The organism is Geodermatophilus sp. Leaf369 (assembly GCF_001424455.1).
Classification (GTDB): domain Bacteria; phylum Actinomycetota; class Actinomycetes; order Mycobacteriales; family Geodermatophilaceae; genus Klenkia.
This window is the reverse complement of record NZ_LMQA01000004.1, coordinates 250,523-275,244: the sequence shown is the minus strand read 5'-3', so window position 1 is coordinate 275,244 and position 24,722 is coordinate 250,523. Positions and strand designations below refer to the sequence as shown.

Genomic DNA, 24,722 nt, shown 5'->3' with positions numbered 1-24,722 from the left:
GCACACTCGGGTGGTGACGTCGACCGGCCGCGCCGAGCCCTCCCGCCAGGGGCTGGGCCGGGACGGCACCGCCCCGCCCGGCTGGCCCGCGGAGGTCCGCCCGCCGGGTGCCCCGGACTGGGAGCGCACCGCCATCGCCTGGCTGTACGACCTGGTGCCCCCGGAGTACCGCGCCCACGAGGTGCTGCGCCGCTACCCGGTGCTGCTGGCCCGCTTCGCCGGGGACCACGTGACCGCCGGGCTCGAGGCGGCCCGCGCCGGCTGGCGCACGGTGCGGGTGGAGCTGGCCGACGACCTGCCCCCGGAGGCCATGGAGGCGGCCGTCTCGGCGTACGAGCGGGAGGGCGCCCGGTTGGCCGCGGCGGCCCGGGGCGTGGAGATGGTGGGGGGCGCGCTGCGGGGGGAGCGGTGGGTGCCCCGCCTCTGACCACCCGGCTCGGTCCGGCCCCCGCGGCTACAGTCGATCTCGCTCCACCCCCTCAGGAAGGACCCGTTCCCGCCGTGTCGTTGCTCCGTTCCGTGACCGGGCCCGCCGACGTGCGGGCACTGGCGCCCGACCAGCTCCCGGTGCTCGCCGCCGAGATCCGTGACGCCCTGGTGACCAACGTGGCCAAGACCGGCGGACACCTGGGCCCCAACCTGGGCACCGTCGAGCTGACCATCGCCATCCACCGGGTCTTCGACTCCCCGCGCGAGCCGGTGGTCTTCGACACCGGCCACCAGGCCTACGTGCACAAGCTGCTCACCGGCCGGCTCGAGGGCTTCACCGGCCTCCGCCAGCGCGGTGGCATGTCCGGGTACCCGTCCCGGGCCGAGAGCGAGCACGACTGGGTGGAGAACAGCCACGCCTCGACCTCGCTGTCCTACGCCGACGGGCTGGCCAAGGCCTTCGCCGTCCGGGGCGACGTCCGGCCCGTGGTGGCCGTGATCGGCGACGGCGCGCTGACCGGTGGCATGGCCTGGGAGGCGCTGAACAACATCGCCGCCGCGCAGGACCGGCCGGTGGTGATCGTGGTCAACGACAACGGCCGCTCCTACTCCCCGACGATCGGCGGGGTGGCCGACGCGCTGGCCACCCTGCGGCTGCGGCCGGGCTACGAGCAGGTGCTGGACGCCGTCCGGCAGACCCTCACCAAGGCCCCGGTCGTCGGCAGCACGCTCTACGACGCGCTGCACGCGATCAAGAAGGGCCTCAAGGACGTCCTGAGCCCGCAGGGCATGTTCGAGGACCTGGGCATGAAGTACGTCGGCCCGGTCGACGGCCACGACGTCGCCGGCATGGAGTCCGCGCTGCGCCGGGCGCGGGCCTTCGGCGGTCCGGTGATCGTGCACGCGGTGACCACCAAGGGCTTCGGGTACGCCCCGGCCGAGACCGACCTCATCGACGCCTGGCACGCCACCGGCGTCTTCGACCCCGACAGCGGGGTCTCCTCCGCCGCGGCCGGGCGCGACTGGACCTCGGCGTTCTCCGACGAGCTGGTGGAGATCGGCGGGGAGCGCTCCGACGTCGTCGCGATCACCGCGGCGATGCTGCACCCCACCGGGCTGGCCCCCTTCGCCGAGCGGTTCCCCGAGCGGACCTTCGACGTCGGCATCGCCGAGCAGCACGCGCTGACCTCGGCCGCCGGGCTGGCGATGGCCGGCCTGCACCCGGTGGTGGCGATCTACTCCACGTTCCTCAACCGGGCCTTCGACCAGCTGCTGATGGACGTCGCGCTGCACCGCCAGCCGGTCACCGTGGTGCTCGACCGGGCCGGGGTCACCGGCACCGACGGCGCCTCGCACAACGGCATGTGGGACACCTCGATCTGCGCGGTCGTCCCCGGGTTGCGGATGGCCATGCCGCGCGACGAGGCCACCCTCACCGAGGCACTGCGCGAGGCCCTCGCGGTCGCCGACGGGCCCACCGTGCTGCGCTTCCCCAAGGGCGCCGTCCCGCCGGACATCCCCTCGCTGGAGCGCCGCGGCCCGGTCGACGTGCTGCGCCGCTCCGAGGCCCGGGAGGTGCTGCTGGTGGCCTGCGGGTCGCTGGTGCCGATGGGCCTGGCCGCCGCCGAGCGGGCCGCCCGGCAGGGCATCGACGTCACCGTCGTCGACCCGCGCTGGGTGCTGCCCGCCTCGCCCGAGCTGGTCGCGATGGCCGCCGAGCACCGGCTGGTCGTCACCGTCGAGGACGGCGGACGCTCCGGCGGTGTGGGGGACACCCTGGCCACCGCGCTGCGCGACGCCGAGTGCGACGTCCCGCTGCGCACCGTGGGCCTGCCCCAGCAGTTCCTCGAGCACGGCAGCCGCAGCGAGGTGCTCGCCGAGCACGGCCTCACCGAGCAGGACCTCGCCCGGCGGATCGTCGAGTGGGCGTCCAAGATCGTCGACCGCGACGACGTCTCCGTGCCGGTGGGGGAGCAGCAGTGAGCGACACCGTGATCGCCGAGATCCAGGTCGCGCCGTCCCCGCCCGGGACGCCGGAGGACCCGCACGCCCACGTCGAGGCCGCCATCGCGGTGGTCCAGGCGTCCGGGCTGCGCTACGAGGTGGGCGCCCTGGGCACCACCCTCGAGGGCCCGGCCGACGACGTGTGGGCCACCCTGCGCGCCGCACACGAGGCGATGCTGGCCGCCGGGGCCACCGGCGGCATCAGCCACGTGAAGATCGCCCAGGTCGCCCGCACCATGGACTCCCTGACCCACAAGTTCCGCTGACCGCCGGACGAGGAGCGGCCCTCCTCGTCAGGCGGTGGTCGCGGCCTCGGTCAGCGGGTCGACGGTCAGCCCGACCTGCCAGGGTCGGGCGCCGCCCTCGCGCAGGAACGCAGCGACCGCCTCGGGGGTCACCTCGGCGGGCGGGCTCCACATCAGCCGGCGCACCAGGTCCGGGGTCAGCAGGTTCTCCACCGGCACCGTCCACTGCTCGGCGAGCGCGGCCAGCCCGGCGCGGGCGGCCTGCAGCCGCTTGTGCGCCGCGGGGTCGCGGTCGGCCCAGCGGTTCACCGGCGGCGGGCCGTCGCCGGGCAGGCTGTGCGGCGGCAGGTCGCCGTCGGGGACGGCGCGGCCCTTCTGCAGCGCGGCGTACCAGGTCGAGGCGAGCTTGCGGTTGGCCCGGCCGCGGAAGACCGGCAGGTCCGACAGCTCGGCGTCGCTCTTGGGGTCCGCCGCGACCGCGGCCACGATCGCCGAGTCCGGCAGCACCCGGCCCGGCGCCACGTCCCGGCGGCGGGCCAGCAGGTCGCGGGCCTCCCACAGGGCCCGGAGGACGGCGAGCTGCCGTCGGCTGCGCAGCCCGTGCATGCCCGAGGTGCGCCGCCACGGGTCGACCCGCGGGGCGGCTGGTCCGGCGGCGAGGATGGCCGCGAACTCCTGCCGGGCCCACTCGGTCTTGCCCTGCTCTTCGAGGATGGCGGCGAGGGCGTCCCGCAGGTCGACGAGCACCTCGACGTCGAGGGCGGCGTAGACCAGCCAGTCGGCCGGCAGCGGACGGGTCGACCAGTCGGCGGCGGAGTGGCCCTTCTGCAGGCTGAACCCGAGCAGGGACTCCACGACCGCGCCCAGCCCCACCCGGGGCTGACCGGTGAGCCGGGCGGCCAGCTCGGTGTCGAACAGCCGGGTGGGCACCAGGCCGATCTCGGCCAGGCAGGGCAGGTCCTGGTTGGCGGCGTGCAGCACCCACTCGGCGTCCCCGATGGCCTGCTGCACCGGGCTCAGGTCGGGCAGCGGCACCGGGTCGATCAGCCCCGTCCCGGCCCCGGCACGGCGCAGCTGCACCAGGTAGGCCTTCTGCCCGTACCGGTAGCCCGAGGCCCGCTCGGCGTCGACGGCCACCGGCCCGCTGCCGGCGGCCAGCGCCCCGGCGTAGCCGACCAGCGCGGTGGAGGTCTCGATCACCGGGGTCAGCCCGTCGCGGGGGGCCAGCAGGGGGACGGCGGTGGACTCGGGCTCCTCGACGGGGGTCACCGTCTCCTCGCTCACGCGATCACCCCGCTGCGGATCCCGAGGGCGACCATGTGCGCCCGGTCGCCGGTACCCAGCTTGCGGGCGATGCGGGACAGGTGGCTCTTCACGGTGAGTGCGGACAGGTCCACCAGGGCACCGATCTCCTTGTTCGTGTGTCCTTCGGCGACGAGCCGGAGGATGTCGCGTTCGCGGACCGACAGCTCGCCGGTCCCGTCGTCGGGGCCGGCCCGGGTGAGCCCCAGCGCGAGGCTGCTGGCGATGCCGGGGTCGGCGTAGACCTCACCGGACAGCGCGCAGCGCAGCCCCTCGGTGAGGGTCGTCAGGGGCGAGGACTTGAGCAGGTACCCGGCCACGCCGGCCAGGAAGGCCGCCCGGACGACGGCGGGGTCGGTCACCGCGGTGAGCACGACCGTGACCGGCCAGCCGTCGGCCCGCAGCGTGGGCAGCAGCTCCAGGCCGCGGCCGGGGTCGCGGGGGCCGTCGGCACCGCGGGTGCCCTCGGGACCGGCGTCCCGGCCCACCTCGGGCAGGTCGACGTCCAGCACGCACAGGGCCCGCGGGCCCGAGACGTGCGCCCGCACCCGGGCCTCCTCCAGCGAGGCGGCCTCCTCGACCTCCCGGGCCCCCAGGTCACGCAGCCGGGCCGCCAGGGCCTCGCGCACCAGCGGCGCGGGGTCCACGACGAGCGCAGTGGCGTCCGGGGGCAGCACCGCACCGTCCGGGCGGGCGGGTCCCCGGGGGGTCCTCAGGTGATCGGGCATGTCTCCACGTGCGGTGCGGCGGTCGTTCGGCCCAGCGGCCGTTGCTCCGGATGGAGCAACGGCGGCGAGTCTACGAGCCGCTGCCGCCGGTCGCCCGGTTGATCAGGTGCACCCCGGGCGGGGGCAGGCCGGCGGCGTTGCCCAGCACCTCGAGCCAGGCGTCGAGGTGCCGGTCGAGGTCGGTGTCGCTGGCGGTCCAGGACGCCCGGATCTCCACGTCGACGGAGTGCTCGGGGCCGGCGATGTCGCCGAACCGGGTCGAGGCGGTGCGGGTGACGGTGCCGCCCACGGAGTGGTGCCCGGCGTCGTGGTCGACCAGGGCCTCGGTGAGCCAGCTCCAGGCGACCTCGGAGAACATCTGGTCGTCGACCATGGTCTCGTCGGTCACCGCCGAGACGTAGCCGACGCAGCGGGTGGTGCCGTCCCAGGCCTCGTGGCCGGCCGGGTCGAAGAGCACGATGAAGCGGCCGCTGGCGATCTCGACCTCGTCCTCGCCGGCGATCTCGCCGGGCTCGGCGACCCGGGCGCCCACCGCGTGCGACCAGGGGGCCAGCCGCTGCGGGGCCGGGATGTGCTCGAGCACGATCTCCGGCCGGGAGCGCACGGTGGCCAGGGAGTCCAGGGCCGCCTGGAAGTCGGCGGGGGGAGCGGGGGTCCCGGCCGCGTCGTCCGGACTGCGCTGCTGCTCCACGTCCGCAATGTAGGCCGGTGCTCACGGGCCCACCCCTCCCGACGCGCCGCCCGGGTGATCATGCCCGCACGCCGGACGCCCCGGGGTCTGGGAGGATGGCCGGTCGTGGGCACAGCTGCGACACCCGGGACCCCGACCGAGACGACCGGACCGGCCGACTCCGACCTGGTGCGCGCAGCACTGGGTCGCGAGGTCCGCCGCACCCCGGTGTGGTTCATGCGCCAGGCCGGCCGGTCGCTGCCGGAGTACCGCGCACTGCGCGCCGGCACCGCGATGCTGGCGGCCTGCCAGGACCCCGACCTGGTCACCGAGATCACCCTGCAGCCGGTCCGCCGGCACGGGGTGGACGCCGCGATCCTGTTCTCCGACATCGTGCTGCCGCTGGTGGTCGCCGGCATCGACATCGACATCAAGCCCGGTGTCGGCCCGGTCATCGCGAACCCGGTGCGCAGCGTCGCCGACGTCGACGCGCTGCCCGACCTGGAGCCCGAGGCGCTGGGCTTCCTGGCCACCGCGGTGTCCCGGCTGACCGCCGAGCTGGGCGACACCCCGCTGATCGGCTTCGCCGGCGCCCCCTTCACCCTCGCCACCTACCTGATCGAGGGCGGGCCCTCCAAGGAGCACGCCCGCACCAAGGCCTTCATGTACGCCGAGCCGCAGGCCTGGGAGCGGCTGCTGGCCAAGCTCTCGGTCTCCGCATCGGTCTTCCTGCGCACCCAGGTCGACGCCGGGGCCTCGGCCGTGCAGCTGTTCGACTCCTGGGCCGGCGTGCTCTCGGCGTCCGACTACGCCACCCGGGTGCTGCCGCACTCCCGGGCGGTCTTCGACGGCCTGGGGGACCGGGCCGCCGGGGTGCGCGACGTGCCCCGCATCCACTTCGGGGTGGGCACCGGTGAGCTGCTGCCGCTGATCGGGGACGCCGGCGCCGACGTCGTGGGCGTCGACTGGCGGGTGCCGCTGGACGAGGCCGCCCGCCGGGTCGGTCCCGGGTACTCCCTGCAGGGCAACCTCGACCCGGCCGTGCTGCTGGCCGACCGGGAGACCCTGGACCGCGAGGTGCGCCGGATCGTCGAGCAGGGCCGCGCAGCCCGGGGCCACGTGTTCAACCTGGGCCACGGCGTGCTGCCCGACACCGACCCGGGCGCGATCACCCACGCCGTCGAGCTGGTGCACGAGCTCACCACCCGCTGATGGGCCGGGTCGTGGTGGTCGGGGCCGGCATCACCGGGCTCACCGCGGCGTACGCCTGGTCCCGCACCCGCCCGAACGACGAGGTGGTCGTGCTGGAGGCCGGCGACCGGGTCGGGGGCAAGCTGGGCCGGGTCCGGCTGGCCGGCGCCTGGTACGACACCGGTCCCGAGGCGGTGCTGGCCCGGGTGCCGGAGGCGCTGGAGCTGATCGCCGAGCTGGGCCTCACCGCGATCGCCCCGAGCACCACCCAGGCCGCCGTCGTGCTGCCCGACGGCCGGCACCCGCTGCCCGCCGGCACCCTGCTCGGGGTGCCCACGTCGGCCGAGGGCCTGGGGGCGCTGCTGTCACCCGAGGGCGTCGCGCGGGTGCGCGCCGAGGCCTCGTTACAGCCACTGCACTTCGTCGACGACGCCCCGGTGGGGGCCCTGCTGCGGGACCGGCTGGGGGACGAGGTGGTCGACCGGCTGGTCGAGCCGCTGCTCGGCGGGGTCTACGCCGGGCAGGCCGACCGGCTGTCACTGGCCGCCACCATGCCGGCGCTGGCCGCCCACCTGCCCCGGCACGGCACCGTGCTGGCCGCCGCCGCGGCCGCCCGGGACGCCGGTGCACGCAGCCGCGAGGGCGCCACCGCCGACGCCCCGGTCTTCGCCACCGTCGCCGAGGGGATCGGCTCGCTGCCCGACGCGCTGGTCGCCGCCTCCGGCGCGGTCCTCCGGCTGCGGACGCCGGCGCACGGCCTGCGCCGGGTCGGTGCCGGGTTCGAGCTCACCGTCGGCGCCGACCGCGAGGTGCTCACCGCGGACTCGGTCGTCGTCACCGTGCCGGCCGGCAAGGCCGCCCGGCTGCTCGCCGACATCGCCCCGGACGCCGTGGAGCCGCTGCAGGGCATCCCGTACGCCTCGATGGCCGTGGTCGCGATGGCCTTCCCCGGCCAGCACCTCGCCTCGGGGTCGGGTCTGCTGGTGCCGCCGGTCAGCGGCCGGCTGGTCAAGGGGGTCACGGTGTCCTCGCAGAAGTGGCCGCACCTGTCCGGGGACGGTCTGCTGCGGGTGCGCTCCTCGGTGGGCCGCTACCTGGAGGAGGACCAGCTCCAGCGCGCGGACGACGACCTCACCGCCGCCGTCGTGGCCGACGTCGCCGACCTGCTGGCCCTGGAGCGTCCCGAGCCGGTGGAGACCCACCTGGTGCGCTGGGGCGGGGGACTCCCGCAGTACCTGGTCGGCCACCCCGCGCGGGTGGCCGCGGTGGACGCCGCGGTCGCCGCCGTCCCGGGCCTGGCCGTGGCGGGCGCCGCCTACCGCGGCGTCGGCGTGCCCGCCTGCATCCGGGACGCCCGCCGGGCGGTGGCCAGCCTCACCTGAGGTGCCCACCGACGCCGGTGGAGAATGGCGGGCATGACTGAGGAGCCCGAGCAGAAGAGCATCGGCAAGCGGGCCAACGAGCTCAACGCCCAGATCCGCTACACGATGTGGTCGGTGTTCCGGCTCGCCCGCCCCTTCGGCGACGAGCCCCGTGACGAGGCCGCGGCGGAGGTCGCGGCCCTGGTCGAGGAGCTCGCCGGTCAGGACGTCGTCGTCCGCGGGCTGTACGACGTGGCCGGTCTGCGCGCCGACGCCGACGTGATGGTCTGGTGGCACGCCGAGACCGCCGAGGCCCTGCAGGGCGCCTACACTCGGCTGCGTCGCACGGCGCTGGGGCAGCGGCTGGAGCCGGTCTGGTCGCAGATGGCCCTGCACCGCCCGGCCGAGTTCAACCGCTCGCACATCCCGGCGTTCCTGGCCGACGAGGAGCCGCGGGCCTGGGTCTGCGTCTACCCGTTCGTCCGCTCCTACGAGTGGTACCTGCTCCCCGACGAGGAGCGCCGGGACATGCTCAAGGAGCACGGCATGCAGGCCCGGCCCTACCCCGACGTGCGGGCCAACACGGTGGCCTCGTTCGGGCTGGGCGACTACGAGTGGATGCTGGCCTTCGAGGCCGACGAGCTGTTCCGGATCGTGGACCTCATGCGCGACCTGCGGGCCAGCCGCGCCCGGCGGCACGTGCGTGAGGAGATCCCGTTCTACACCGGGAGCCGGCGGACGGCAGTCGAGCTGGTGGCCGGCCTGGCCTGACCGGTCAGTCCGGGTCGGTGCTCGACTGCCGGATCAGCCAGTCCAGGCCGCGGAACACCCCCATCCCGGCGAGCACCGGAACCGCGACCGAGGCCAGGAGCAGACCCGCGCAGCCGAGCACCTGACCCCAGTCGGTCTCACCGGTCGTCGTGCCGCTGCCGTCGGTGCCGCTCCACCCCCAGGCCAGGCCGATGACCAGCCACGGTGCGGCGGCCAGCGCGGGGAGGGCGACGACCGCACCGGTCACCCAGCCCAGGATGCGCGCCACGGGGCTGCGGGTCGGGGCCTCGGTCATCCGCCCACCCTGCCGCACACACGACGGAGGGGCACCCGTGCAGGTCGCCCGGGTGCCCCTCCGTGATGCGATGGTCAGCCCTCGGCGGGGGCCAGGGCGATGCTCACGCTGTTGATGCAGTAGCGGTCCCCGGTGGGGGTCTGCGGGGCGTCCTCGAAGACGTGGCCCAGGTGGCTGTGGCAGGTGCCGCACTGCACCTCGACCCGGCGCATGCCCAGGCTGCGGTCCTCCAGGAGCACCACGTTGTCCCGGGAGGACGGCTCGTAGAACGACGGCCAGCCGCAGTGGCTGTCGAACTTGGTCTCCGACCGGAAGAGCTCGGCCCCGCAGGCCCGGCAGTGGTAGACGCCGACGGTCTTCGTGTCGACGTACTCCCCGGTCCAGGGCCGCTCGGTGCCGGCCTGGCGCAGGACGGCGTACTCCTCGGGGGACAGCTGGGTGCGCCACTCGGCGTCGGTCTTGGTCACCGCGGGTGTGTTCTCGACGTGCTGGCTCATGCACCCGACGATACGACCGGCCCGCCACCGGCGCCCCTGGTCGGGACGCCGGTGACGGGCCGGTCGGTGGTGCGGTCGGCTCAGCCGAAGAGGCCGCGCAGCCGGTCGATCAGCTCCTGCCAGACCGAGCGCAGCGTGATCGACGTGGTCGCGGTCTCCCCGGAAGACCCGGTGAGGACGACGGCCTGCTCGCCGGCGCCCAGCAGGACCGGCACCCGCGGGGTGAGGGTGACCGTGCCGGCGTCGTCCGCCGTCCCGGAACCGACCGGGCGGCCGCCGATGGTGACCGTGACCCGCTCACCGGCGGCGAAGTCGGTGCCGGTGACGGTCAGCCGGTCACCCCGGAAGGGACGCGCCGTGCCGACCGTGGCGGTGGCCGCGGTGTCGGCCTCGCCCAGGGACAGGCCCAGGACCGTGGGGTTGTGGTCGCTGGCCCGGTAGGGGTCGGCGGCGTACAGCGGCTCGTAGCCGTCGTACTGGTAGGCGTAGGACTCGGTCGCGTTGGTGTCCCAGACGGTCAGCCCGGTGAGCTGGCCGACCATCGAGGGCGAGGCGAACACGTGGTCCAGGGAGCCCGAGCCGCCGTCGAAGACGTAGCTGTACTGGCCCTCGGCCAGCACCGGGCCCATGTCGGTGAACCCGGCGTCACGGATCACGTCCAGCGGGTCCTCGAACCGGTAGGAGTTGAAGTCACCGGTCAGCAGCACGTCCGGGTCGATGGCCGAGAGCTCGGCGGCGAAGGCCACCAGCGCCTGGGCCTGGGCCACCCGGTCGGCGTTGGAGGCGCCCTGCCCGTCCCCGGTGTCGGTGTTGCCGGCCCCGGAGCCGCTGCCCTTGGACTTGAGGTGGTTCGAGACCACCGTGAACTGCTCGCCGTCGTGCTCGAACGTCTGGGCGATCGGGGTGCGGGCGTTGTCGAAGGCGCTCAGGTCGGCCGGCACCCGGGGGGCGCCGACCGCGGTGACGACGTCGGTGCGGTAGACGATCGCGTTGGTGATGACGTCGCTGTCCTCGCTGGCCGGGACGTAGGCCCAGCTGTTGCCGTCGGCGGCCTCGAGCGCGGCGAGCAGGGTCTCCACCGCGGCGTACGGGGTGGCCGGGGTCGTGACCGAGGAGTTCTCGATCTCGTGCAGGGTGATCACGTCGGCGTCCAGCGCCGTGAGACCGGCGACGATCTTGGCCTGCTGCTGGGCGAGCTCGGCCGGCGTGGTGGCGCCGCGCGCCTGGCCGCCGAAGGTGACGAAGTAGTTCAGCACGTTGTAGTCGGCGACCCGCAGGTCACCGCCGACCGGCGCGGGGGCGTCGGTGCGGGGGTTGGTCGGGGTGAACGTCGAGCCCGCCGCGGTGCCGTCGGCCGGCTGGAGGCGGTACTCGCCGAAGCCGTAGCCGAGCACGAACGCCTGGTCCAGCACCGCGGTGTCACCCACCCGCACCGGGTCGCCCGGGGCGAGGAAGGGCGGCGCCTGGCCGCTGGTGGCCAGGTTCGTGCTCACCCCGTCGTCCAGGGTGATGGAGCGGGCGGCGTTGTCCGCGGCGACGGCCTGGGCGGCCGGGCCGGGCTCGGCGGCCTCGGTGGGGGACAGCGTGCGCCCACCGGTGGCCAGCAGCAGCTCGCCGAACGTGTTCAGTCCGTAGACCTCGGTGACCGTGAGGTCGGCCGGGGGAGCGACGAGCATGCCCTCGAGGGACTCGCGCTGCTCGGTGCTCGAGGGCAGCGGCAGCGCGGTGGCGGCGGGGAGCTCGGCAGTGCCGCAGACGGTGTAGAGGGCGCCGCTGAGCTGGGTGGTGCCGTTGAACTCGGTGGCCGTGCCGGTCACGGTGACGACGTCGCCCAGGGCGACCTCGGGCCCACCGGGGGCGTAGGCGAACACGCCGTCGGAGGTGGCCGGGTCGCCGTCCCCGGCGTCCTGGACGTGGAACCCGCCGAAGCCACCGGTCTGCAGGTCACCGACCACGGTGCCGCGGACGGTGACGGTGGTGCCGGCGGCCGGGGAGGTCTCCCCGGTGCCCTGCACGCTCCCGATCGGGACGGCGGTGGTGGCACAGGTCGGCAGCGTGGGCTCGGGCTGCGGCTCGGGTTCCGGCTCCGGGGCGGCGCCGGACCCCTGGGGGGTGGGCGCGCCGGCGGTGAAGTCGGCGGCGTTCACGTCGGTGTCCGGGCCGGTGCGGGAGACCGAGGTGGCGTTGGACGTGCCCGGGGCCGGGGCGCCCTCTCCGCCGACCGCGGTCGACCCCCAGCCGACCAGGTCGCGCACGGCGGGCGTGCCGGCGCAGCCGGTGCCGCAGGTGAGCGCGGTGGCCGAGGGGACCAGTGCCACCTTGCCCGCGGTGCCGCTCATCGCGATGGTGCCGGTGGTGTCGACGTCGGTCAGCGGGACGGTGCCGCCGGACCCGCTGGCCTCGGCGACGAGGTAGCGGCCGCCGGGGGCGATCGAGCCGGTCAGCGGGGTGGTCTGCCACGTGGTGCCGGCGGCCGAGGCGTACTGCACCGACCACCCGGTCAGGTCGACGGCCGTGCCGGCGTCGTTGCGGAGCTCGATGAAGTCGGTGGTCAGCGTGGCGCCGTTGTTGCCACCACCGCCGTAGACCTCGGCGATGACGACGTCGGGGGAGACGGCGGCAGCGGGGGCGGCGGTGGTGACCAGGCCGCCGGCGACGACGGCGGCGACCGTCAGGCCGAGGACGGCGGGTCGTGCGGTGCGGGGTGTCGACACGGTTCTCCTCACGACCGCGGGGGCGGCCGTTCCGGTGCGGGGGACCGGTCGATCCTGTCAGTGCGCTGTGCGAGTGTCGATGAACAACGGGTTACCTCTTTCCCCGTGCTCATGACCTCCGCTCACCACCACCGCCCCGCACCGGGCACTGCGTACCGTGGACGGGCTCGGCCGCACCCGGCCGGGAGCCCGTGCCCGAGAGGACCCCATGACCGACCCGCTGTCCGACTCCTGGTTCACCCGCGACCTCCCGGTGCTGCGGGCGGTGGCCCGGCTGGTCGACAGCCCGGAGCACGGCGGGGCCCCCTACCTCGGCCAGGTGGTCCCGGCGAGCGGGCTGCCGCGACCCCAGGTGGTCGCCGCGATCCGCGGGCTGGTCGACACCGGGTACGTCGCCGCGCTGACCAACCACGCCGGCGAGGTCGTCCGGGTCACCGGCATCTCGGGGGAGGCCCGCCGGCTCACCGGGCTCTGGCCCACCCCGCAGACGGAGTGGGAGCGGCTCACCGAGCAGGTGGGCGCCCGTGCTGCGAACGCCGCGACCGACGTCGAGCGGGCCCGCTGGCAGGCGCTGGCCGACGCCACCGCCGCGGTCGGCCCGGATGCCGGGGCGCTGCTCATGTCCGCGCTCATCGGCGGGTACGTGCCGCGGGCGCACTGAGGGCAGACACAGCAACGCCCCCCGACCCGGAGGTCGAGGGGCGTTGCCGGTGGTTCAGGTGGCTGGAGTCAGCCGCCCGGTCGGGAGATCAGACCGGGTTGACGTTCGCAGCCTGCGGGCCCTTCTGGCCCTGCTCGACGTCGAACGAGATGCGCTGGCCCTCATCGAGCGAGCGGTACCCGCTGGTCTGAATCGCCGAGTAGTGGACGAAGACGTCCGGGCCGCCGCCATCGGGGGTGGCAAAGCCAAACCCCTTCTCGGCGTTGAACCACTTCACTGTTCCTTCGGGCATTGCTCGCTCCTAGCTGAGGTCGTGCGTCGGGGTCCTGCCACTTACAGAGCCTTCCCGACACCACGAGCCTAACCACACCACGCCAGCTGCGAAAGCACCGCACCCAGATCCGGGGTGTCCAGAGCCGGTCGACCCCCGCTGCGGACGGCGATCGCCACGGCCACCAGGCCCAGCGCGTTGGTGGCCAGGTGGGCGGCCACCGGGGCGAGCAGGCTGCCGCTGCGCAGCCGGAGGAACGCGAAGACCACCCCGGCGCCGGCGGTCGCAGCGACCACGCCCAGCACGGCCACCGCGCTCAGCAGCGGGTCCTGCACCGCGGCGTCCGGGGTCCGGGCGGTCGCCAGGTGCCACAGACCGAACACCACCGAGGTGACGAGGGCGGCGCGCACCGGGCCGAGCACCCGCAGCGCCAGGCCCAGCAGCACCCCGCGGAAGGCCAGCTCCTCGGCCAGCACGGTGCCCAGCGGGATGAACACCAGCACCCGCAGCAGCAGCTCGGCGGTGGTCTCGGTGCCCGCCGCGTCGTCCAGCAGCTCGTGCAGCGGCGGGACCAGCAAGGCCACGACGTAGGCCGCGCCGACCACGCCCAGCACGAGTCCGCCCCAGCGCAGGCCGGACCCGGCCCGATCCCGGCGCAGCCCCAGCTCGGTGCGGGAGGGCCGGGTGACCGCGAGCAGCACGGCGACGGCCAGCAGGTTCGCCGTCGTCCGCACGCCCGGGGCCGGGGGCAGCCGCGGCACCACCAGCACGCCCCAGACCAGCAGGGCGACCGACGTGAGGGCCAGCGGGAGGAACCGGCGGGTCACTCCTGCTTCTTGGCCCGCGAGGGCTGCACCCGCATCGGCTCGCCGGGCATCTTCGGGTAGTCCGGCGGGAAGGGCAGCTCGCCGCCGGGCAGGGTCTCCCACAGCTCCAGCAGCGGGGCCAGGTCGTGGGCCACCTCGTCCACGTCGGCCCAGGGGTCGCCGTCGGCCAGCCGGTCGGGCACCGTCGTCACGTTCAGCGTCGCCGGGTCGGCCAGCTCGGCCAGGTCGGCCCAGGTCAGCGGAGTGCTGACCGGGGCGCCGGGGCGGGCCCGCAGGCTCCAGGCCCCGGCGATGGTGCGGTCCCGGTTGTTCTGGTTGAAGTCCACGAACACCCGCTCGCCGCGCTCCTCCTTCCACCACGCGGTGGTCACGCCGTCGTCCCGGCGCTCGAGTTCACGGCCCAGCCCGATGGCGGCGTGCCGGACGTCCTCGAATGAGTGCTCGGGGCGGATCCGGACGTAGACGTGCACGCCCCGGTTGCCGCTGGTCTTGGCGTACCCGCGCATCCCGAGCTCGGCGAGCAGCTCCCGGGTGGTCTCGGCGACCCGGCGGACGTCGGCGAAGGTGCAGCCCGGCTGGGGGTCCAGGTCGATGCGCAGCTCGTCGGGGTGGTCGACGTCGGGCCGGCGCACCGGCCACGGGTGGAAGGTCAGGGTGCCCATCTGGGCGGCCCACACCAGGTGGGCGGTCGAGGTGGGGCAGAGCTCGTCCGCCGTCCGGCCGCTGGGGAAGGTGATGCGCGTGGTCTCGATCCAGTCGGGGGCGCCCTTGGGCAGCCGCTTCTGGTAGAAGCCGTCGGCATCGGGGTCCCGGGGTCCGGTGGCCAGCCGCATGCCCTCGTGCCAGCCGTCGGGCCAGCGCTCCATGGCCGTCGGGCGGTCGCCCAGCGCGCGCAGCATCGGCTCGCCGACGGCGACCAGGTACTCGCAGACGGCCAGCTTGGTGACCGCCGGGGTGCTGTCGGTGGCGTCGTAGACCACCCGGCCCGGGCTGGACACCCGGACCTCGTGCCCGTCGACGGTCAGGACGACGGCGTCCTTGCTGCTGGCCACGACCGGAGACCCTAGGCGGTCAGGCGGGGCAGGTCAGCCCGTCGAGCGGGGCGACCAGGTCGACGAGGTAGCTGTTCACCGCGTCGGTCACGCACTGGGTCTGCGGGTAGGCAGTGTGCCCGGACCCCTGCCAGGTCAACAGCACCCCGGAGGTGAGGTCCTCGGCCATGTCGACGGCGCCGGGCAGCGGGGTCACCGGGTCGCCCTGGGTGCCGACCACCAGGATCGGGGCGGCGCCCTCGGCGGTGCGGTCGGGCAGCGGGGTGCGCGGGGCCTCCCACGGCGTGCAGGTGTAGAGGCCCAGGGCGGCGTCGGCGCCGAACAGCGGGTAGGTGGTGTTCCACTCCGCGACCAGGGCCCGCACCTCGTCGGCATCGTGGCTCTCCTCGGTGTCCGAGCAGCTCACGGTGAGGTTCGCGTCGATGGTGTTGGTGTACGTGCCGTCCTCGCCGCGACCGGTGAAGGTGTCGGCCAGGGTCAGCACGCCGGCGGCGTCCCCGGCCTGCGCGGCGGCCAGCGACTGGGCCAGCTGCGGCCACGCGGCCGGGGTGTACAGCGCCGAGCGGACGGCGGCCAGCACCAGCCCCGGGGTGGCCTGACGGGTCTCGCCCTCCCGGCTGCTCGCGATCGGCGTCGTACCGGCCTGGGTCAGCAGGTCGTTGACGAACGTGCGCGGGTCGGCGCCCACCGGGCAGCCGCTCACCAGGGCCACGCAGTTGGCGGCGAAGGCGTCGAAGGCGGTCTCGAAGCCGGCGGCCTGGGCCTCGGCGGCCTCCTCGCGGTCGGCGTCGGGGTCGACCGCGCCGTCGAGCACCATGGCCCGGACGTCCTCGGGGAACAGCTCGGCGTAGGTGGAGCCCAGCGTGGTGCCGTAGCTGTAGCCCAGGTAGGTCAGCTGCTCGTCACCGACGGCCTGCCGGACGACGTCGAGGTCGCGGGCGGAGTCCACGGTGGAGAAGGCGCCCAGGCCCTCGCCGTACTCCTCGGCGCAGCCGGCGGCGACGTCGTCGGCCAGGGCGAAGGCGTCGTCGAGCTGGGCCGCGGTGGTCGGCCGCGGTTCGGACGCGGTGAGCTCGTCCTTGGTCTCGTCGGAGATGCACTCCACGGGCTGGGAGAGCCCGACCCCGCGCGGGTCCACGCCGACGACGTCGAAGCGGCCGAGCACGGCGTCGGGCAGCGTCAGTGCCGACTGGACGGCGGCGTCGGTGGCCGAGAGGCCGGGGCCGCCGGGGTTGACCACCAGGGAGCCGATCCGCTCGGCCTGCGTGCCCGACACCGCGCGGACGGCGAACAGCGACAGGCTCGGGCCGGTCGGGTCGTCGTAGCTGAGCGGGACCGCGATCTGCCCGCAGGAGAAGGTCAGCGGCCGGTCGGCACCGGGGCGCCCGGCGATGATCGGGGCGATCTGGCTGGTGCAGTCCTCCCACGCGACCGGCTCGACCGGGGCCTCGGTTGGTGTCGCGGAGGTGCTGGTGGCGGTCGCGGCGGCGTCGGTCTCCTCGCCGGAGGTGCAGGCCGACAGCACCATGAGGGCGGCGGCGAGCACCGCCAGGAGGACGGCGGGGCGGCGCGCGGGAGCAGTCACGGTCGTCCAGCGTAGGAGGGTCACCTGTGTCCCGCCCGTCACACCCGCCCCAGACGCCTGCGGTTCAGCCCCCGAGGACCTCGCCCAGGTCGTACCGGACCGGGGTGTCGAGCTGGTCGTAGGTGCAGTCGGCAGCGTCCTTGTCCGGGCGCCAGCGCTGGAACTGGCCGGTGTGCCGCAGTCGGCTGCCCTCGAGCTGGTCGTAGCGGATCTCCACCACGAGCTCCGGGCGCAGCGGCACCCAGGACAGGTCCTTCCCGCTGTTCCAGCGGCTGGTGGCCCCCGGCATCCGGCGCTCGCCGTCGGCCTCCACCTGGGCGTTGGCCCAGTCCTGCCAGGGGTGCCCGGAGAGCGCGTCGGCGCGGTACGGGTCGAGCTCGGCGACCAGCTCGCCACGGCGCTTGGTGGTGAAGGAGGCGGCCACCCCGATGTGCTGCAGCCGGCCGTCGCCGTCGTACAGCCCCAGCAGCAGCGAGCCGACCAGCGGGTGCTCGGGCGTGGTCGTCTTGTGCCAGCGGAACCCGGCCACCACGCAGTCCGCCGTCCGGACGTGCTTGACCTTGGTCATCAGCCGCTGGTCGGGTTCGTAGGCCTGGTCCCCGCGCTTGGCGACGACGCCGTCGAGGCCGGCGCCCTCGAACTCCTCGAACCAGCGCTGGGCGACCTCGGCGTCGGAGGTGATCGTGGAGACGTGGACCGGCGCCTGGGCCTCGGCCAGTGCCTCGCGGAGGCGGGCCTGCCGGTCGGCGAACGGGGTGGCCAGCAGCGACTCCTCGCCCAGGGCGAGCAGGTCGAAGGCCACGAAGGACGCCGGGGTCTCCGCGGCCAGCTTCGTCACCCGGGACGCGGCGGGGTGGATGCGCTGCAGCAGCGACTCGAAGTGCAGCCGGTCGCCGCGGGGCATGACGATCTCGCCGTCCACCACGCACTTGTCCGGCAGCTGGGCGCGGGCGGCCTCGACGACGTCGGGGAAGTACCGGGTCAGCGGCTTCTCGTTGCGGCTGCCCAGCTCGACCTCGTCGCCGTCCTTGAACACGATGCAGCGGAACCCGTCCCACTTGGGCTCGTAGAACCAGCCCTCCCCGGTGGGGATGGTCTTCGCGGCCTTGGCGAGCATCGGCTTGACCGGGGGAGCGACGGGCAGGTCCACCAGCCCAGTCTGGCAGTGCGCCGGTCGGCACGGGGGGTCACCGGGAATCTCACCCTGGGTGGCGGCCTGCCGTCTGTGCGTGCCCGTCCACAGGTGGGAGGAGCCCTGGCCACCACCAGAGGGCTGCGGCGTGTCACTCTCGGGAGGGACGCCCGTACGGCGTAGCAGACGAACAGCCGGTGCGGACGGGGACACGACGATGACAGACGAACACTGGGCTGCCTGGGACCCCTCGGCCGCCGAGCCGGCGCGGCGCCCGCTCGTCGGACCCCGACCGGTGGACCGCAGCCGCAGCCTCCCCGGTCGCGTCGTGGACGGCATCCGGGGCCTCGGCTTCCGCCGGACCATCCCCGTGCTCATCGTCCCGGCCGTCGTCGTCGGTGCCGTCGGTGTCCTCTTCCTCGTCACCGCGCCCTCCTCCGACTCCACCGACGCACCTCGCCTGGTCGTGACGTCCACCGCGCTCAGCGGCGCGGGCGTGGCAGCGGTCGGCAGCGCGCAGACCGGTGCCCCCTTCGTCGTCCGGCTGGAGGGTGAGGCAGCCGGCGTGCTCTCCATCGGCCTGGAGGCACCCTGCGCGGAGCTGCCCGCGGTGGACCTGGTCGTCACCACCGGCTCGGCCGGTGCCGTGCCCCGCAGCGCGTCGGCCTGCGCCGCGGCGACCGACGACTGGGAGGTGGCCGAGCTCAGCCCCGACGAGCCCGTCGCCTCCTTCACCCTCAGCGCGGTCCCGGCCGCGGGTCAGACGGGGCCCGCGCAGTGGACCGGCCGCATGGTCCTGACCCTCGGCGCGGGTGCCGGCGCGGTGGCGCAGGACGTGGCGATGTCGCTGACCGGCGAGGGGAGCGTCGTGGTCGAGGACCCGACCGTGCTGCTGCCGCCCTCGAGTGCCGTGACCGCGACCGCACCGTCGGCTGACCGCACGACCACGACGTCCCGGCCGCCTTCGTCCGGGACCACGGACTCCCCGGCGACGACGGCGCGCCCGTCCGGCGGGGGTCCCGTCCCGACCGGTTCGCCCCAGCGGCCGTCGTCTCCGACCGGCGCTGCGCCGACGGCAGGGGGGTCGTCGAGCGGGGGCTCGACCGGCGTCCCGTCCAGCCCCGCGCCCACGACGCGACCCCCGACATCGCCCCCGGCGACGTCCCCTCCGTCGTCGTCCGAGCCGCCCACCGAGACGGAGGCGCCGCCGACGACACCCCCACCCGCGGAGACATCGGCTCCGGCGGACCCCGACCCGGTGGAGGGCCCCTGACGCGGTGTGCTCGGCGACGTGCTGGGGAGGGGGCTCCGGTGGGCCTGATGTCGTCCCCGGGGGCGTGGCGATGAGTCGGGAAGGTCGGGCGGTAGGCCGGCCGACGGCGAGGCCGTCGAGCAGCGCCGTGTTGGGTCGCACGGCTCGCTGGCCGCCGCAGGTCCAGCCAGCACCCGTGCCCGGTTCCCGTGGGACACGAGGACCGCCGTGGTCAGGGGTGGCGGAGCTCAGACAGGGCGCAGGGTGCGGGATCCGCCCGCATCAGCCTCGACGGGCTCGACACCGGAGGGTGGGTCCACGTCTCCCCGTGCCCCTGGCCCTCGCGCATCCACTCGTGAGGAAGGTGCCGTCGCCACGACGGCGCAGACCATGAGGACGAGGGCCCCCAGGCCACGGGGACTGTGCAGGACGGCTGCCCAACGGCCCAACTCGGGGACGACCCACCGTGGTTCCCCCACCACGGCTGCCGCCGGCACGGGGTCCAGATCGGCGACGTCGTTCGCGTCGCCCTGCGTGCTGAAGAGCGGTTCGCGACCCGACGTGTCCACGGCGACGACCCGGTGGGTCACCAGTTCACCCGCGCCGCCCGGCCGGACGAACGTGAGCACGTCCCCCACGGACACGTCATCGGTGTCGACCGGCTGGGTGAAGACCATCGCCCCCACCGGCATGGCCGGGGTCATGCTCCCGCTCAACACGGCGAGAGCCTGACCGTCGGTGACCCGCGGGAACAGCGCGACCGTCAGAGCCACGGCCGTGGTGCCGAGGAGGACGAGCCCCAACGACCAGGCGGTGAACTGGCGGATCCTGCGCACGAGAGTGGGCACCCGCCCATCCTGGGGACGCCGTCACCCCCGCGGCATCATCAGAACAGACGATGCCCGGCCCCCTCGGGCGCCCGCACGATGACGGGGTGCGCCGACCCCCCGTGAGCCGTGCCCTGGGTGGCCTGGCGCTCACCGCTGCAGTCGCGGGTCTCCCGGTGGGAGTCGCGCATGCCGAGGACGGGCTCGCACCCGGGGGCAGCTGGTCGACCACGGTGTCCCTGCCCGCGTCGTGGGCCGGGCAGGCCGACCGCCTGGGGGTGACCGTGCTCGCCCTGGACCAGGGCGAGAACGGCTGTTTGGCGCCGGAGGTGGCCGCCGGCGACACCACGTGCACCGCGGACGGCGGCGAGCTGGCCGCCCAGGTGGAGGTCACCGCGGAGGCGGGGCGGTACGAGGCAGGCTCGTGCCGGACCCTGTCCGATCCCGCCGCCCTGGACCTCGGTGGCGGACGGGTCGCGCGCGTCGATGTCGCCGGTCCCGAGTGTCTCGTCCTCACGTTCGCCTTCCCCGACGGCGAGGACGACGACCTCGCGCAGTCGGACACGTTGGCTCTCAGCCTCGGGCTGGTCGCCTCGGGCCCCGGTGGCGCGCTGGGTGGGGAGTCGCTGCCGGCGGAGAGCGACCGACCGGACGTGGCAGCCGGGGCCGGCGGGACCACCTCGCAGGTCGACCTGGGTGCCGCTCCGGTGGCAGCCGGCACCCAGGGGGTGGACCGCGGCTCGTCGACGGCGCGCCCTGCCGACGCCGCCGCGCTGGTGGCCCCGGGGCCGGACACCGTGGGGACCGCGACGGTCGACGTGGCTGTCGGCGGCGATGACGGTGTTGTCCGGGCCACGGCGGCCGGATCGGTGTTCGACGCCCCACTCGCCCTGGGAGCGCTCTTCGTGGGCGCATCTGTTCTGTTCTGGGCCTTGTTCGTCCTGGTCCGGCGCCGGCGTCAGGACCAGGTCCGATGACCAGGCGTCGCTCCGTGCTGGTGGCCGTCCTGGTGTGCGCGCTGTGTGGTGGTTGGGCCGGGGCTGGTTCCGGTCATCTGGGTACGTTCGCCCTGCTCAGTGACAGTGCGGCCGTCACCGCCGATGCGGGGGCGGGGACCCTGTGGTTGACGAGGGTCCTCCCCCCGGGGGAGTCGCAGGACCCGGTGGCCCTCGTCGGGCCCGACGCCGGTGCGGAGGTGCTGGTGAGCATCTCGACCTCACGCGAGACGTCGTGGGTGCTGACTGCCCGGGTGCTCCCGGTCGGGGACACGGATGCCGACTGCGGGCCCCTGGCCGGGAACAGCCTCTCCATCGAGGCCAGCGGGCCTGCATCCCGCACGGTGGCGGCGTGCGGTTCCGAGGCCCCGATCGCGCGGGGCACCGGCGCGGCGGTGTCGACCGTCGTGGTGCGGTGGGCCGGAGCCTCTGACGGAGCCGCCTGGGAGGGCCGGGTCCAGCTGGTGGTGACCCAGGAGGGCGGGGGCTTCTCCGACCGCTTGGACGTCCCCGTCGGGGTGCTCCCCCCGGCACTCCTCCCGCCTCCGGCCGGGGGTCCGGTGGTGCTGCCGCAGACCGAGCTGCCGCCCACGTCCGTCGTGGAGGACGAGGACCCCTCGACCCAGGAGCCTGCGGAGCCTGTGGCGGAGGCGCCCGCCACCGCCTCACCCACCGCCAGCAGCCCGTCGGCCACGACGAGCACACCTGCTCCACCCACCGTGGCGCCCGCGGCCCCGGCGGCCTCGACACCGGTCCCCGCCGAGGCGCCGTCGTCCGACGGACCCCCCACGGACGCGCCGATCAGCACGGAGTCCGGAGCCACCACGCTCCCGGCCGGCGGCTGATGGTCAGGGACCCGTGTCCTCCAGCCAACCTGCGCGACGAGCGACGGCCACCGCCTGCAACTGGGACTGCACGCCCAGCTTGGTGAGCACTGCCCGGATCTGCGTGCGGACCGTCGCCTCGCTGACGTGCGCCGTCCTCGCTATCGAGCCGGCGGCCTGGCCGGCGGCGAGCAACCGGAGCACCTGGGCCTCCCTCGGGCTCAGCTGGCTGAACGCGGCCAGCTGAGCGGCCCGAGCACCCCTCACCCGTCGGGCGGCCGCGATGAGCTGGTGTCGTCGACCGGGGTCGGTGACGACGTCGCCCCGCTGAACCATTTCGACGGTCGCGGCGAGGACGTCGAGGTCGACGTCCTTGGGCAGGACGGCGACGGCCCCTCGTTCGAGGGCCGTGCCCCAGACGTGGTCCCCCTGCTCACCGGTCAGGACGATCACCCGACACCCGGTGGACGCCACCTCTGCGACCAGGTCCAGACCGTCCAGGTGCTCGCCGTCCTCACCCGTGCCCAAGCGCAGGTCCAACAGGACGACGGCCGGGGCTGCTCGACCGCAGGCGTCCACCACCTGCGCGGCGGACCGCGGCGACACGAGCACCGGAGAGGACCCGCGGGACTCGAGTGCCAGGGCCACGGCCTGCGCGAAGAGGACGTGGTCGTCCACCACGAGGACCGCACCGTTCACCCGGCGAGCCGGAGACCGTGCAGCGGTGAGGAGCCCTCGGAGCCGGGAGACCGGACGTCGCACGGTGCGACGGGCGTGACCGGCAGGGTCAGACGGAAGTGGGCACCCTCCGCCGCGGGTCGGGCGACGAGGTCCCCGCCGTGTCGCCGGGCCAGGTCGCGGGAGAGAGCGAGGCCGATGCCCTCACCCGGGCTTCCGTCCCGGCGTGCCCCGGCCTCGAAGACACTGTGCCGCTGCAGGTCGCTCAACCCGGGGCCGTCGTCGGTGACCGAGACGGTCAGCTCGTTTCCGACGGTGACCTCGAGGTCGACGACGCTGTCCGCGGCGTGGACGAGGGCGTTGCCCAGCAGGTTGCCCACGATGACGGCGAGAGCGTCCCCGTCGGCGCGGACGGGCGTCTGGCCGGTCCCACTCCACCGGATGCGGAGGCCGCGTTCCCGGTGGACGGCCACGAGGCTGTCCAGGAGGACGTCGAGATCGACGTCGGCGATGACCGGCGTCCGCTCGGGCATGCGCAGCAGGCGTTGCAGTCGGGCCATCTCGGCCGTCGTCGCACGCTCCAACTGCTCGCGCCGGACCGGGTCCGCCCGCACGCTGGGGTGGTGGGCGGCCGAGGCCCCCGCCTGGATCCCGGCGAGGGCCGCTCGGGCGTCGTGCAGGCAACCCCGCGTCTGCTGCAGCTGCAGCTCGTGGTGGGCCAGCTGCTCGATGAGCGCGGCGACGTACCGCTCCTGTCCGTCCAGGGAGTCGGTGATGCGGCGGGCAGCGCCGACAGCTGCGATGACGCCGGCAGTCAGGAGAGCGCCGTCCACGAGACCGGCGGGCACCGCCCCACCGCCGTCCCCGAGCTGTGCGACCGCCGCGCCGGTCGTGGACGCAGCGACGAGGGCGGCCATGGCGGCGATGGCCCTCGATGACGCGCGGCCCCGGTCGCCGAGCGGGTCGACCCTCGCGGCGACCACAGCCACACCGGCCCACAGCCCCGAGGCGCCCAGGAAGCCGAGGGCGAGAGCCGCGCGCACCGTGGCCGGGTCCGGGGCAGCCAGCAGTCCGGTGAGGACGGTCCCCGCCGCCACCACCGAGCCCACCAGTGTCCGGGCCAGCCAGCGCCGGACGTGGGGGACGGCGGCGCGCAGGGCGAGGACGGCGGCCGTGGCGTAGGCGGCAGCGTGCACACCTCGTGCCAGGACGGCACCCTGTGCGTCGAGCAGGACGAGCACCGCGAACGAGGCAGGCAGCTGCAGCCCGAGCGTCGCCAGCGCCAGGCCGAGCCGCGTGCTGGTCAGGTTCCCGGTGACCCGACCGCGAAGGAGGTGGCCGGCGCCAGCGGCCAGGAAGGCCAGCGCGGCAGCGACCTCGAGCAGCTGGTGGCGGTCGGTCCCCGGCGAGACGACCACGACGACGACGCCGAGAGCCACGAACCCAGTGGCGGGGCTGGACAGGACCCGGCCGAACCGGTCGAGGACCTGGTGTCGCGTGGACTGCTGGGAGCCGACGACCGACCCCTGACGTACGTGCATCGAGTGACCCCCCGTGGTCGCCAGTGACGACATCACACGAACGGGTGTCAGTCCATGACCTGAGAGTCACGAAACTGAACGGTTCCGTCACGACACGCGGCCACGTCTGTCGCAGATCAACAGAAGTGACGATGTGGGGCCCCTCCGCCTTCGGAGAGCCTCCTCGTGTTCGCCAGGCAGGGGCCGGCGAGAAGGCGTCGCGGAGCGACGAACACGTCAGGAGACACACCGTGAAGAAGATCGTTCTCGCCTCGGCCGCCATGGGCGGCGCTGCGCTGGTCGCATTCGGCGCCAGCGGCACGTTCGCCGCGTTCAGCGACACCGGAAGTGCCACGGTTCCCGCTGCGCAGGCCGGCACGCTCTTCCTGCAGGAGTCGTCGCCCACGGCCACGACGACGGGTCTGAACGTGAACAACCTCGCTCCCGGTGATGTCGTGACTTACTACACGGCCATCCGAAACGCAGGTTCTCTGCCCGGTTTCATCTCGGGGCGCATCGTCAGTGAGACCCAGCGTGAAAACGGATGCGTCGGAGGTGAAGAGGTGGTGGACCGCACCTGTGGAGACGACACATCCGGGGAGTTGGCGGCCAACACCTCAGTCAGGTCTACGTACGGTTCTCTGAGGACCGGTCAGAGCTGCGACGCCTCGTACACAGGGGGACAGTCTTACGACGCGGGGACGTTGTCGGATCTCACGCGCGCCCAGGAGTACAGCCAGCCCGCTCCCATCGCTGCAGGCGAGACCGCCTGCTCCATCATCACCGTCACCGTGAACAGCAACGCAGGCAACGAGATCCAGAGCGACCAGTTCTCGTTCCGCTACGACTACCGGCTCACCCAGCTGCCAGCCCAGAACATCTGAAGTCGAG

General features: G+C 74.6%; 25 protein-coding genes. 11 read left to right on the top strand and 14 right to left on the bottom strand.

Annotated elements, in window-relative coordinates; genetic code table 11:
- Positions 1 to 13 precede the first annotated feature (13 nt).
- From ASG36_RS17650 to ASG36_RS17640, 3 genes are all read left to right on the top strand, one after another.
- Positions 14 to 427 (top strand): hypothetical protein, encoded by a 414-nt coding sequence (locus ASG36_RS17650; protein WP_235495185.1) that lies wholly within the window; start codon positions 14 to 16, stop codon positions 425 to 427.
- A gap of 74 nt (positions 428 to 501) precedes the next feature.
- Positions 502 to 2,412 carry a 1-deoxy-D-xylulose-5-phosphate synthase gene (gene dxs / locus ASG36_RS17645; RefSeq protein WP_055766970.1) on the top strand — a complete coding sequence of 637 codons (1,911 nt, stop codon included), beginning with the start codon at positions 502 to 504 and terminating at the stop codon, positions 2,410 to 2,412.
- Entirely contained in the window at positions 2,409 to 2,699 is a 291-nt protein-coding gene (locus ASG36_RS17640) for a thiamine-binding protein (protein ID WP_235495181.1), read from the top strand. The genes dxs and ASG36_RS17640 overlap by 4 nt, the downstream gene beginning before the upstream one ends.
- A 27-nt stretch (positions 2,700 to 2,726) precedes the next feature.
- Here ASG36_RS17640 and ASG36_RS17635 read toward each other — a convergent pair whose 3' ends face one another.
- The 3 genes from ASG36_RS17635 to ASG36_RS17625 all read right to left on the bottom strand — a co-directional run bounded on the left by ASG36_RS17635 (position 2,727) and on the right by ASG36_RS17625 (position 5,399).
- Positions 2,727 to 3,962: an HRDC domain-containing protein gene (locus ASG36_RS17635; protein ID WP_055766968.1), complete on the bottom strand. Its 1,236-nt coding sequence runs from the start codon at positions 3,960 to 3,962 to the stop codon at positions 2,727 to 2,729.
- On the bottom strand, positions 3,959 to 4,657 hold the full coding sequence (locus ASG36_RS17630; protein ID WP_055766965.1) for a response regulator transcription factor: 699 nt from the start codon (positions 4,655 to 4,657) through the stop codon (positions 3,959 to 3,961). Before ASG36_RS17630 ends, ASG36_RS17635 begins: the two co-directional genes overlap by 4 nt.
- Positions 4,658 to 4,778: 121 nt before the next feature.
- Positions 4,779 to 5,399: a DUF3000 domain-containing protein gene (locus ASG36_RS17625; RefSeq protein ID WP_082523250.1), complete on the bottom strand. Its 621-nt coding sequence runs from the start codon at positions 5,397 to 5,399 to the stop codon at positions 4,779 to 4,781.
- A gap of 105 nt (positions 5,400 to 5,504) precedes the next feature.
- Between ASG36_RS17625 and hemE the strand changes: the two genes are divergently transcribed.
- From hemE to hemQ, 3 genes are read left to right on the top strand one after another with little or no spacing between them, the layout of a single operon-like run.
- On the top strand, positions 5,505 to 6,590 hold the full coding sequence (gene hemE / locus ASG36_RS17620) for a uroporphyrinogen decarboxylase (RefSeq protein WP_055766962.1): 1,086 nt from the start codon (positions 5,505 to 5,507) through the stop codon (positions 6,588 to 6,590).
- A complete protein-coding gene (gene hemG / locus ASG36_RS17615; RefSeq protein WP_055766960.1) occupies positions 6,590 to 7,951 on the top strand; it encodes a protoporphyrinogen oxidase in 1,362 nt (453 codons plus the stop codon). The genes hemE and hemG overlap by 1 nt, the downstream gene beginning before the upstream one ends.
- A 33-nt stretch (positions 7,952 to 7,984) precedes the next feature.
- Entirely contained in the window at positions 7,985 to 8,701 is a 717-nt protein-coding gene (gene hemQ / locus ASG36_RS17610) for a hydrogen peroxide-dependent heme synthase (RefSeq protein WP_055767811.1), read from the top strand.
- Between the two features lie 4 nt (positions 8,702 to 8,705).
- Here hemQ and ASG36_RS17605 read toward each other — a convergent pair whose 3' ends face one another.
- The 3 genes from ASG36_RS17605 to ASG36_RS17595 form a co-directional block, all read right to left on the bottom strand.
- On the bottom strand, positions 8,706 to 8,996 hold the full coding sequence (locus ASG36_RS17605) for a hypothetical protein (protein ID WP_055766957.1): 291 nt from the start codon (positions 8,994 to 8,996) through the stop codon (positions 8,706 to 8,708).
- 74 nt (positions 8,997 to 9,070) lie between these two features.
- Positions 9,071 to 9,493 carry a peptide-methionine (R)-S-oxide reductase MsrB gene (gene msrB / locus ASG36_RS17600; RefSeq protein WP_055766954.1) on the bottom strand — a complete coding sequence of 141 codons (423 nt, stop codon included), beginning with the start codon at positions 9,491 to 9,493 and terminating at the stop codon, positions 9,071 to 9,073.
- Positions 9,494 to 9,573: 80 nt separating this feature from the next.
- Positions 9,574 to 12,207 (bottom strand): ExeM/NucH family extracellular endonuclease, encoded by a 2,634-nt coding sequence (locus tag ASG36_RS17595; protein ID WP_055766951.1) that lies wholly within the window; start codon positions 12,205 to 12,207, stop codon positions 9,574 to 9,576.
- Between the two features lie 208 nt (positions 12,208 to 12,415).
- Here ASG36_RS17595 and ASG36_RS17590 point away from each other — a divergent pair, with 208 nt between their 5' ends.
- A complete protein-coding gene (locus tag ASG36_RS17590; protein WP_055766948.1) occupies positions 12,416 to 12,868 on the top strand; it encodes a hypothetical protein in 453 nt (150 codons plus the stop codon).
- An 88-nt stretch (positions 12,869 to 12,956) separates the two neighbouring features.
- On the opposite strand, the gene ASG36_RS17585 is transcribed toward ASG36_RS17590, so the two are convergent.
- The 5 genes from ASG36_RS17585 to ASG36_RS17565 form a co-directional block, all read right to left on the bottom strand.
- A complete protein-coding gene (locus ASG36_RS17585) occupies positions 12,957 to 13,160 on the bottom strand; it encodes a cold-shock protein (RefSeq protein WP_055766945.1) in 204 nt (67 codons plus the stop codon).
- Positions 13,161 to 13,228: 68 nt separating this feature from the next.
- Positions 13,229 to 13,966: a CPBP family intramembrane glutamic endopeptidase gene (locus ASG36_RS17580; protein WP_200944548.1), complete on the bottom strand. Its 738-nt coding sequence runs from the start codon at positions 13,964 to 13,966 to the stop codon at positions 13,229 to 13,231.
- Positions 13,963 to 15,018: a DNA polymerase domain-containing protein gene (locus tag ASG36_RS17575; RefSeq protein WP_055766941.1), complete on the bottom strand. Its 1,056-nt coding sequence runs from the start codon at positions 15,016 to 15,018 to the stop codon at positions 13,963 to 13,965. Before ASG36_RS17575 ends, ASG36_RS17580 begins: the two co-directional genes overlap by 4 nt.
- A gap of 19 nt (positions 15,019 to 15,037) precedes the next feature.
- Positions 15,038 to 16,603 (bottom strand): alpha/beta hydrolase, encoded by a 1,566-nt coding sequence (locus tag ASG36_RS17570; RefSeq protein ID WP_235495178.1) that lies wholly within the window; start codon positions 16,601 to 16,603, stop codon positions 15,038 to 15,040.
- Between the two features lie 64 nt (positions 16,604 to 16,667).
- Complete coding sequence (locus ASG36_RS17565) at positions 16,668 to 17,753, bottom strand: ATP-dependent DNA ligase (RefSeq protein ID WP_055766939.1); 1,086 nt, start codon at positions 17,751 to 17,753, stop codon at positions 16,668 to 16,670.
- Between the two features lie 199 nt (positions 17,754 to 17,952).
- Here ASG36_RS17565 and ASG36_RS17560 point away from each other — a divergent pair, with 199 nt between their 5' ends.
- Complete coding sequence (locus ASG36_RS17560) at positions 17,953 to 19,008, top strand: hypothetical protein (RefSeq protein WP_055766936.1); 1,056 nt, start codon at positions 17,953 to 17,955, stop codon at positions 19,006 to 19,008.
- Between the two features lie 227 nt (positions 19,009 to 19,235).
- Here the strand turns inward: ASG36_RS17560 and ASG36_RS17555 are convergent, their stop codons facing one another.
- Positions 19,236 to 19,835, bottom strand: a complete 600-nt coding sequence (locus ASG36_RS17555; RefSeq protein WP_055766934.1) for a signal peptidase I — start codon at positions 19,833 to 19,835, stop codon at positions 19,236 to 19,238.
- A 101-nt stretch (positions 19,836 to 19,936) separates the two neighbouring features.
- On the opposite strand from ASG36_RS17555, the gene ASG36_RS17550 reads away from it, so the two are divergent.
- Positions 19,937 to 20,791 carry a hypothetical protein gene (locus ASG36_RS17550; protein WP_157498913.1) on the top strand — a complete coding sequence of 285 codons (855 nt, stop codon included), beginning with the start codon at positions 19,937 to 19,939 and terminating at the stop codon, positions 20,789 to 20,791.
- Positions 20,792 to 20,937: 146 nt separating this feature from the next.
- A complete protein-coding gene (locus ASG36_RS17545; RefSeq protein ID WP_157498911.1) occupies positions 20,938 to 21,654 on the top strand; it encodes a hypothetical protein in 717 nt (238 codons plus the stop codon).
- A gap of 3 nt (positions 21,655 to 21,657) precedes the next feature.
- Here ASG36_RS17545 and ASG36_RS17540 read toward each other — a convergent pair whose 3' ends face one another.
- On the bottom strand, positions 21,658 to 22,311 hold the full coding sequence (locus tag ASG36_RS17540) for a LuxR C-terminal-related transcriptional regulator (protein ID WP_162245207.1): 654 nt from the start codon (positions 22,309 to 22,311) through the stop codon (positions 21,658 to 21,660).
- A 17-nt stretch (positions 22,312 to 22,328) separates the two neighbouring features.
- Positions 22,329 to 23,852 (bottom strand): HAMP domain-containing sensor histidine kinase, encoded by a 1,524-nt coding sequence (locus ASG36_RS17535; protein ID WP_157498909.1) that lies wholly within the window; start codon positions 23,850 to 23,852, stop codon positions 22,329 to 22,331.
- A 230-nt stretch (positions 23,853 to 24,082) separates the two neighbouring features.
- Between ASG36_RS17535 and ASG36_RS17530 the strand changes: the two genes are divergently transcribed.
- The gene (locus tag ASG36_RS17530) at positions 24,083 to 24,715 is read left to right on the top strand and encodes a TasA family protein (protein ID WP_055766916.1); all 633 of its coding nucleotides are present in this window, start codon (positions 24,083 to 24,085) and stop codon (positions 24,713 to 24,715) included.
- Positions 24,716 to 24,722 lie beyond the last annotated feature (7 nt).

Coding starts and splice junctions, on each gene's coding strand:
- ASG36_RS17560 (WP_055766936.1), top strand. CDS start 17,953: ATGACAGACGAACACTGGGCTGCCTGGGACCCCTCGGCCGCCGAGCCG.
- ASG36_RS17590 (WP_055766948.1), top strand. CDS start 12,416: ATGACCGACCCGCTGTCCGACTCCTGGTTCACCCGCGACCTCCCGGTG.
- hemQ (WP_055767811.1), top strand. CDS start 7,985: ATGACTGAGGAGCCCGAGCAGAAGAGCATCGGCAAGCGGGCCAACGAG.
- ASG36_RS17605 (WP_055766957.1), bottom strand. CDS start 8,996: ATGACCGAGGCCCCGACCCGCAGCCCCGTGGCGCGCATCCTGGGCTGG.
- hemG (WP_055766960.1), top strand. CDS start 6,590: ATGGGCCGGGTCGTGGTGGTCGGGGCCGGCATCACCGGGCTCACCGCG.
- msrB (WP_055766954.1), bottom strand. CDS start 9,493: ATGAGCCAGCACGTCGAGAACACACCCGCGGTGACCAAGACCGACGCC.
- ASG36_RS17585 (WP_055766945.1), bottom strand. CDS start 13,160: ATGCCCGAAGGAACAGTGAAGTGGTTCAACGCCGAGAAGGGGTTTGGC.
- ASG36_RS17535 (WP_157498909.1), bottom strand. CDS start 23,852: ATGCACGTACGTCAGGGGTCGGTCGTCGGCTCCCAGCAGTCCACGCGA.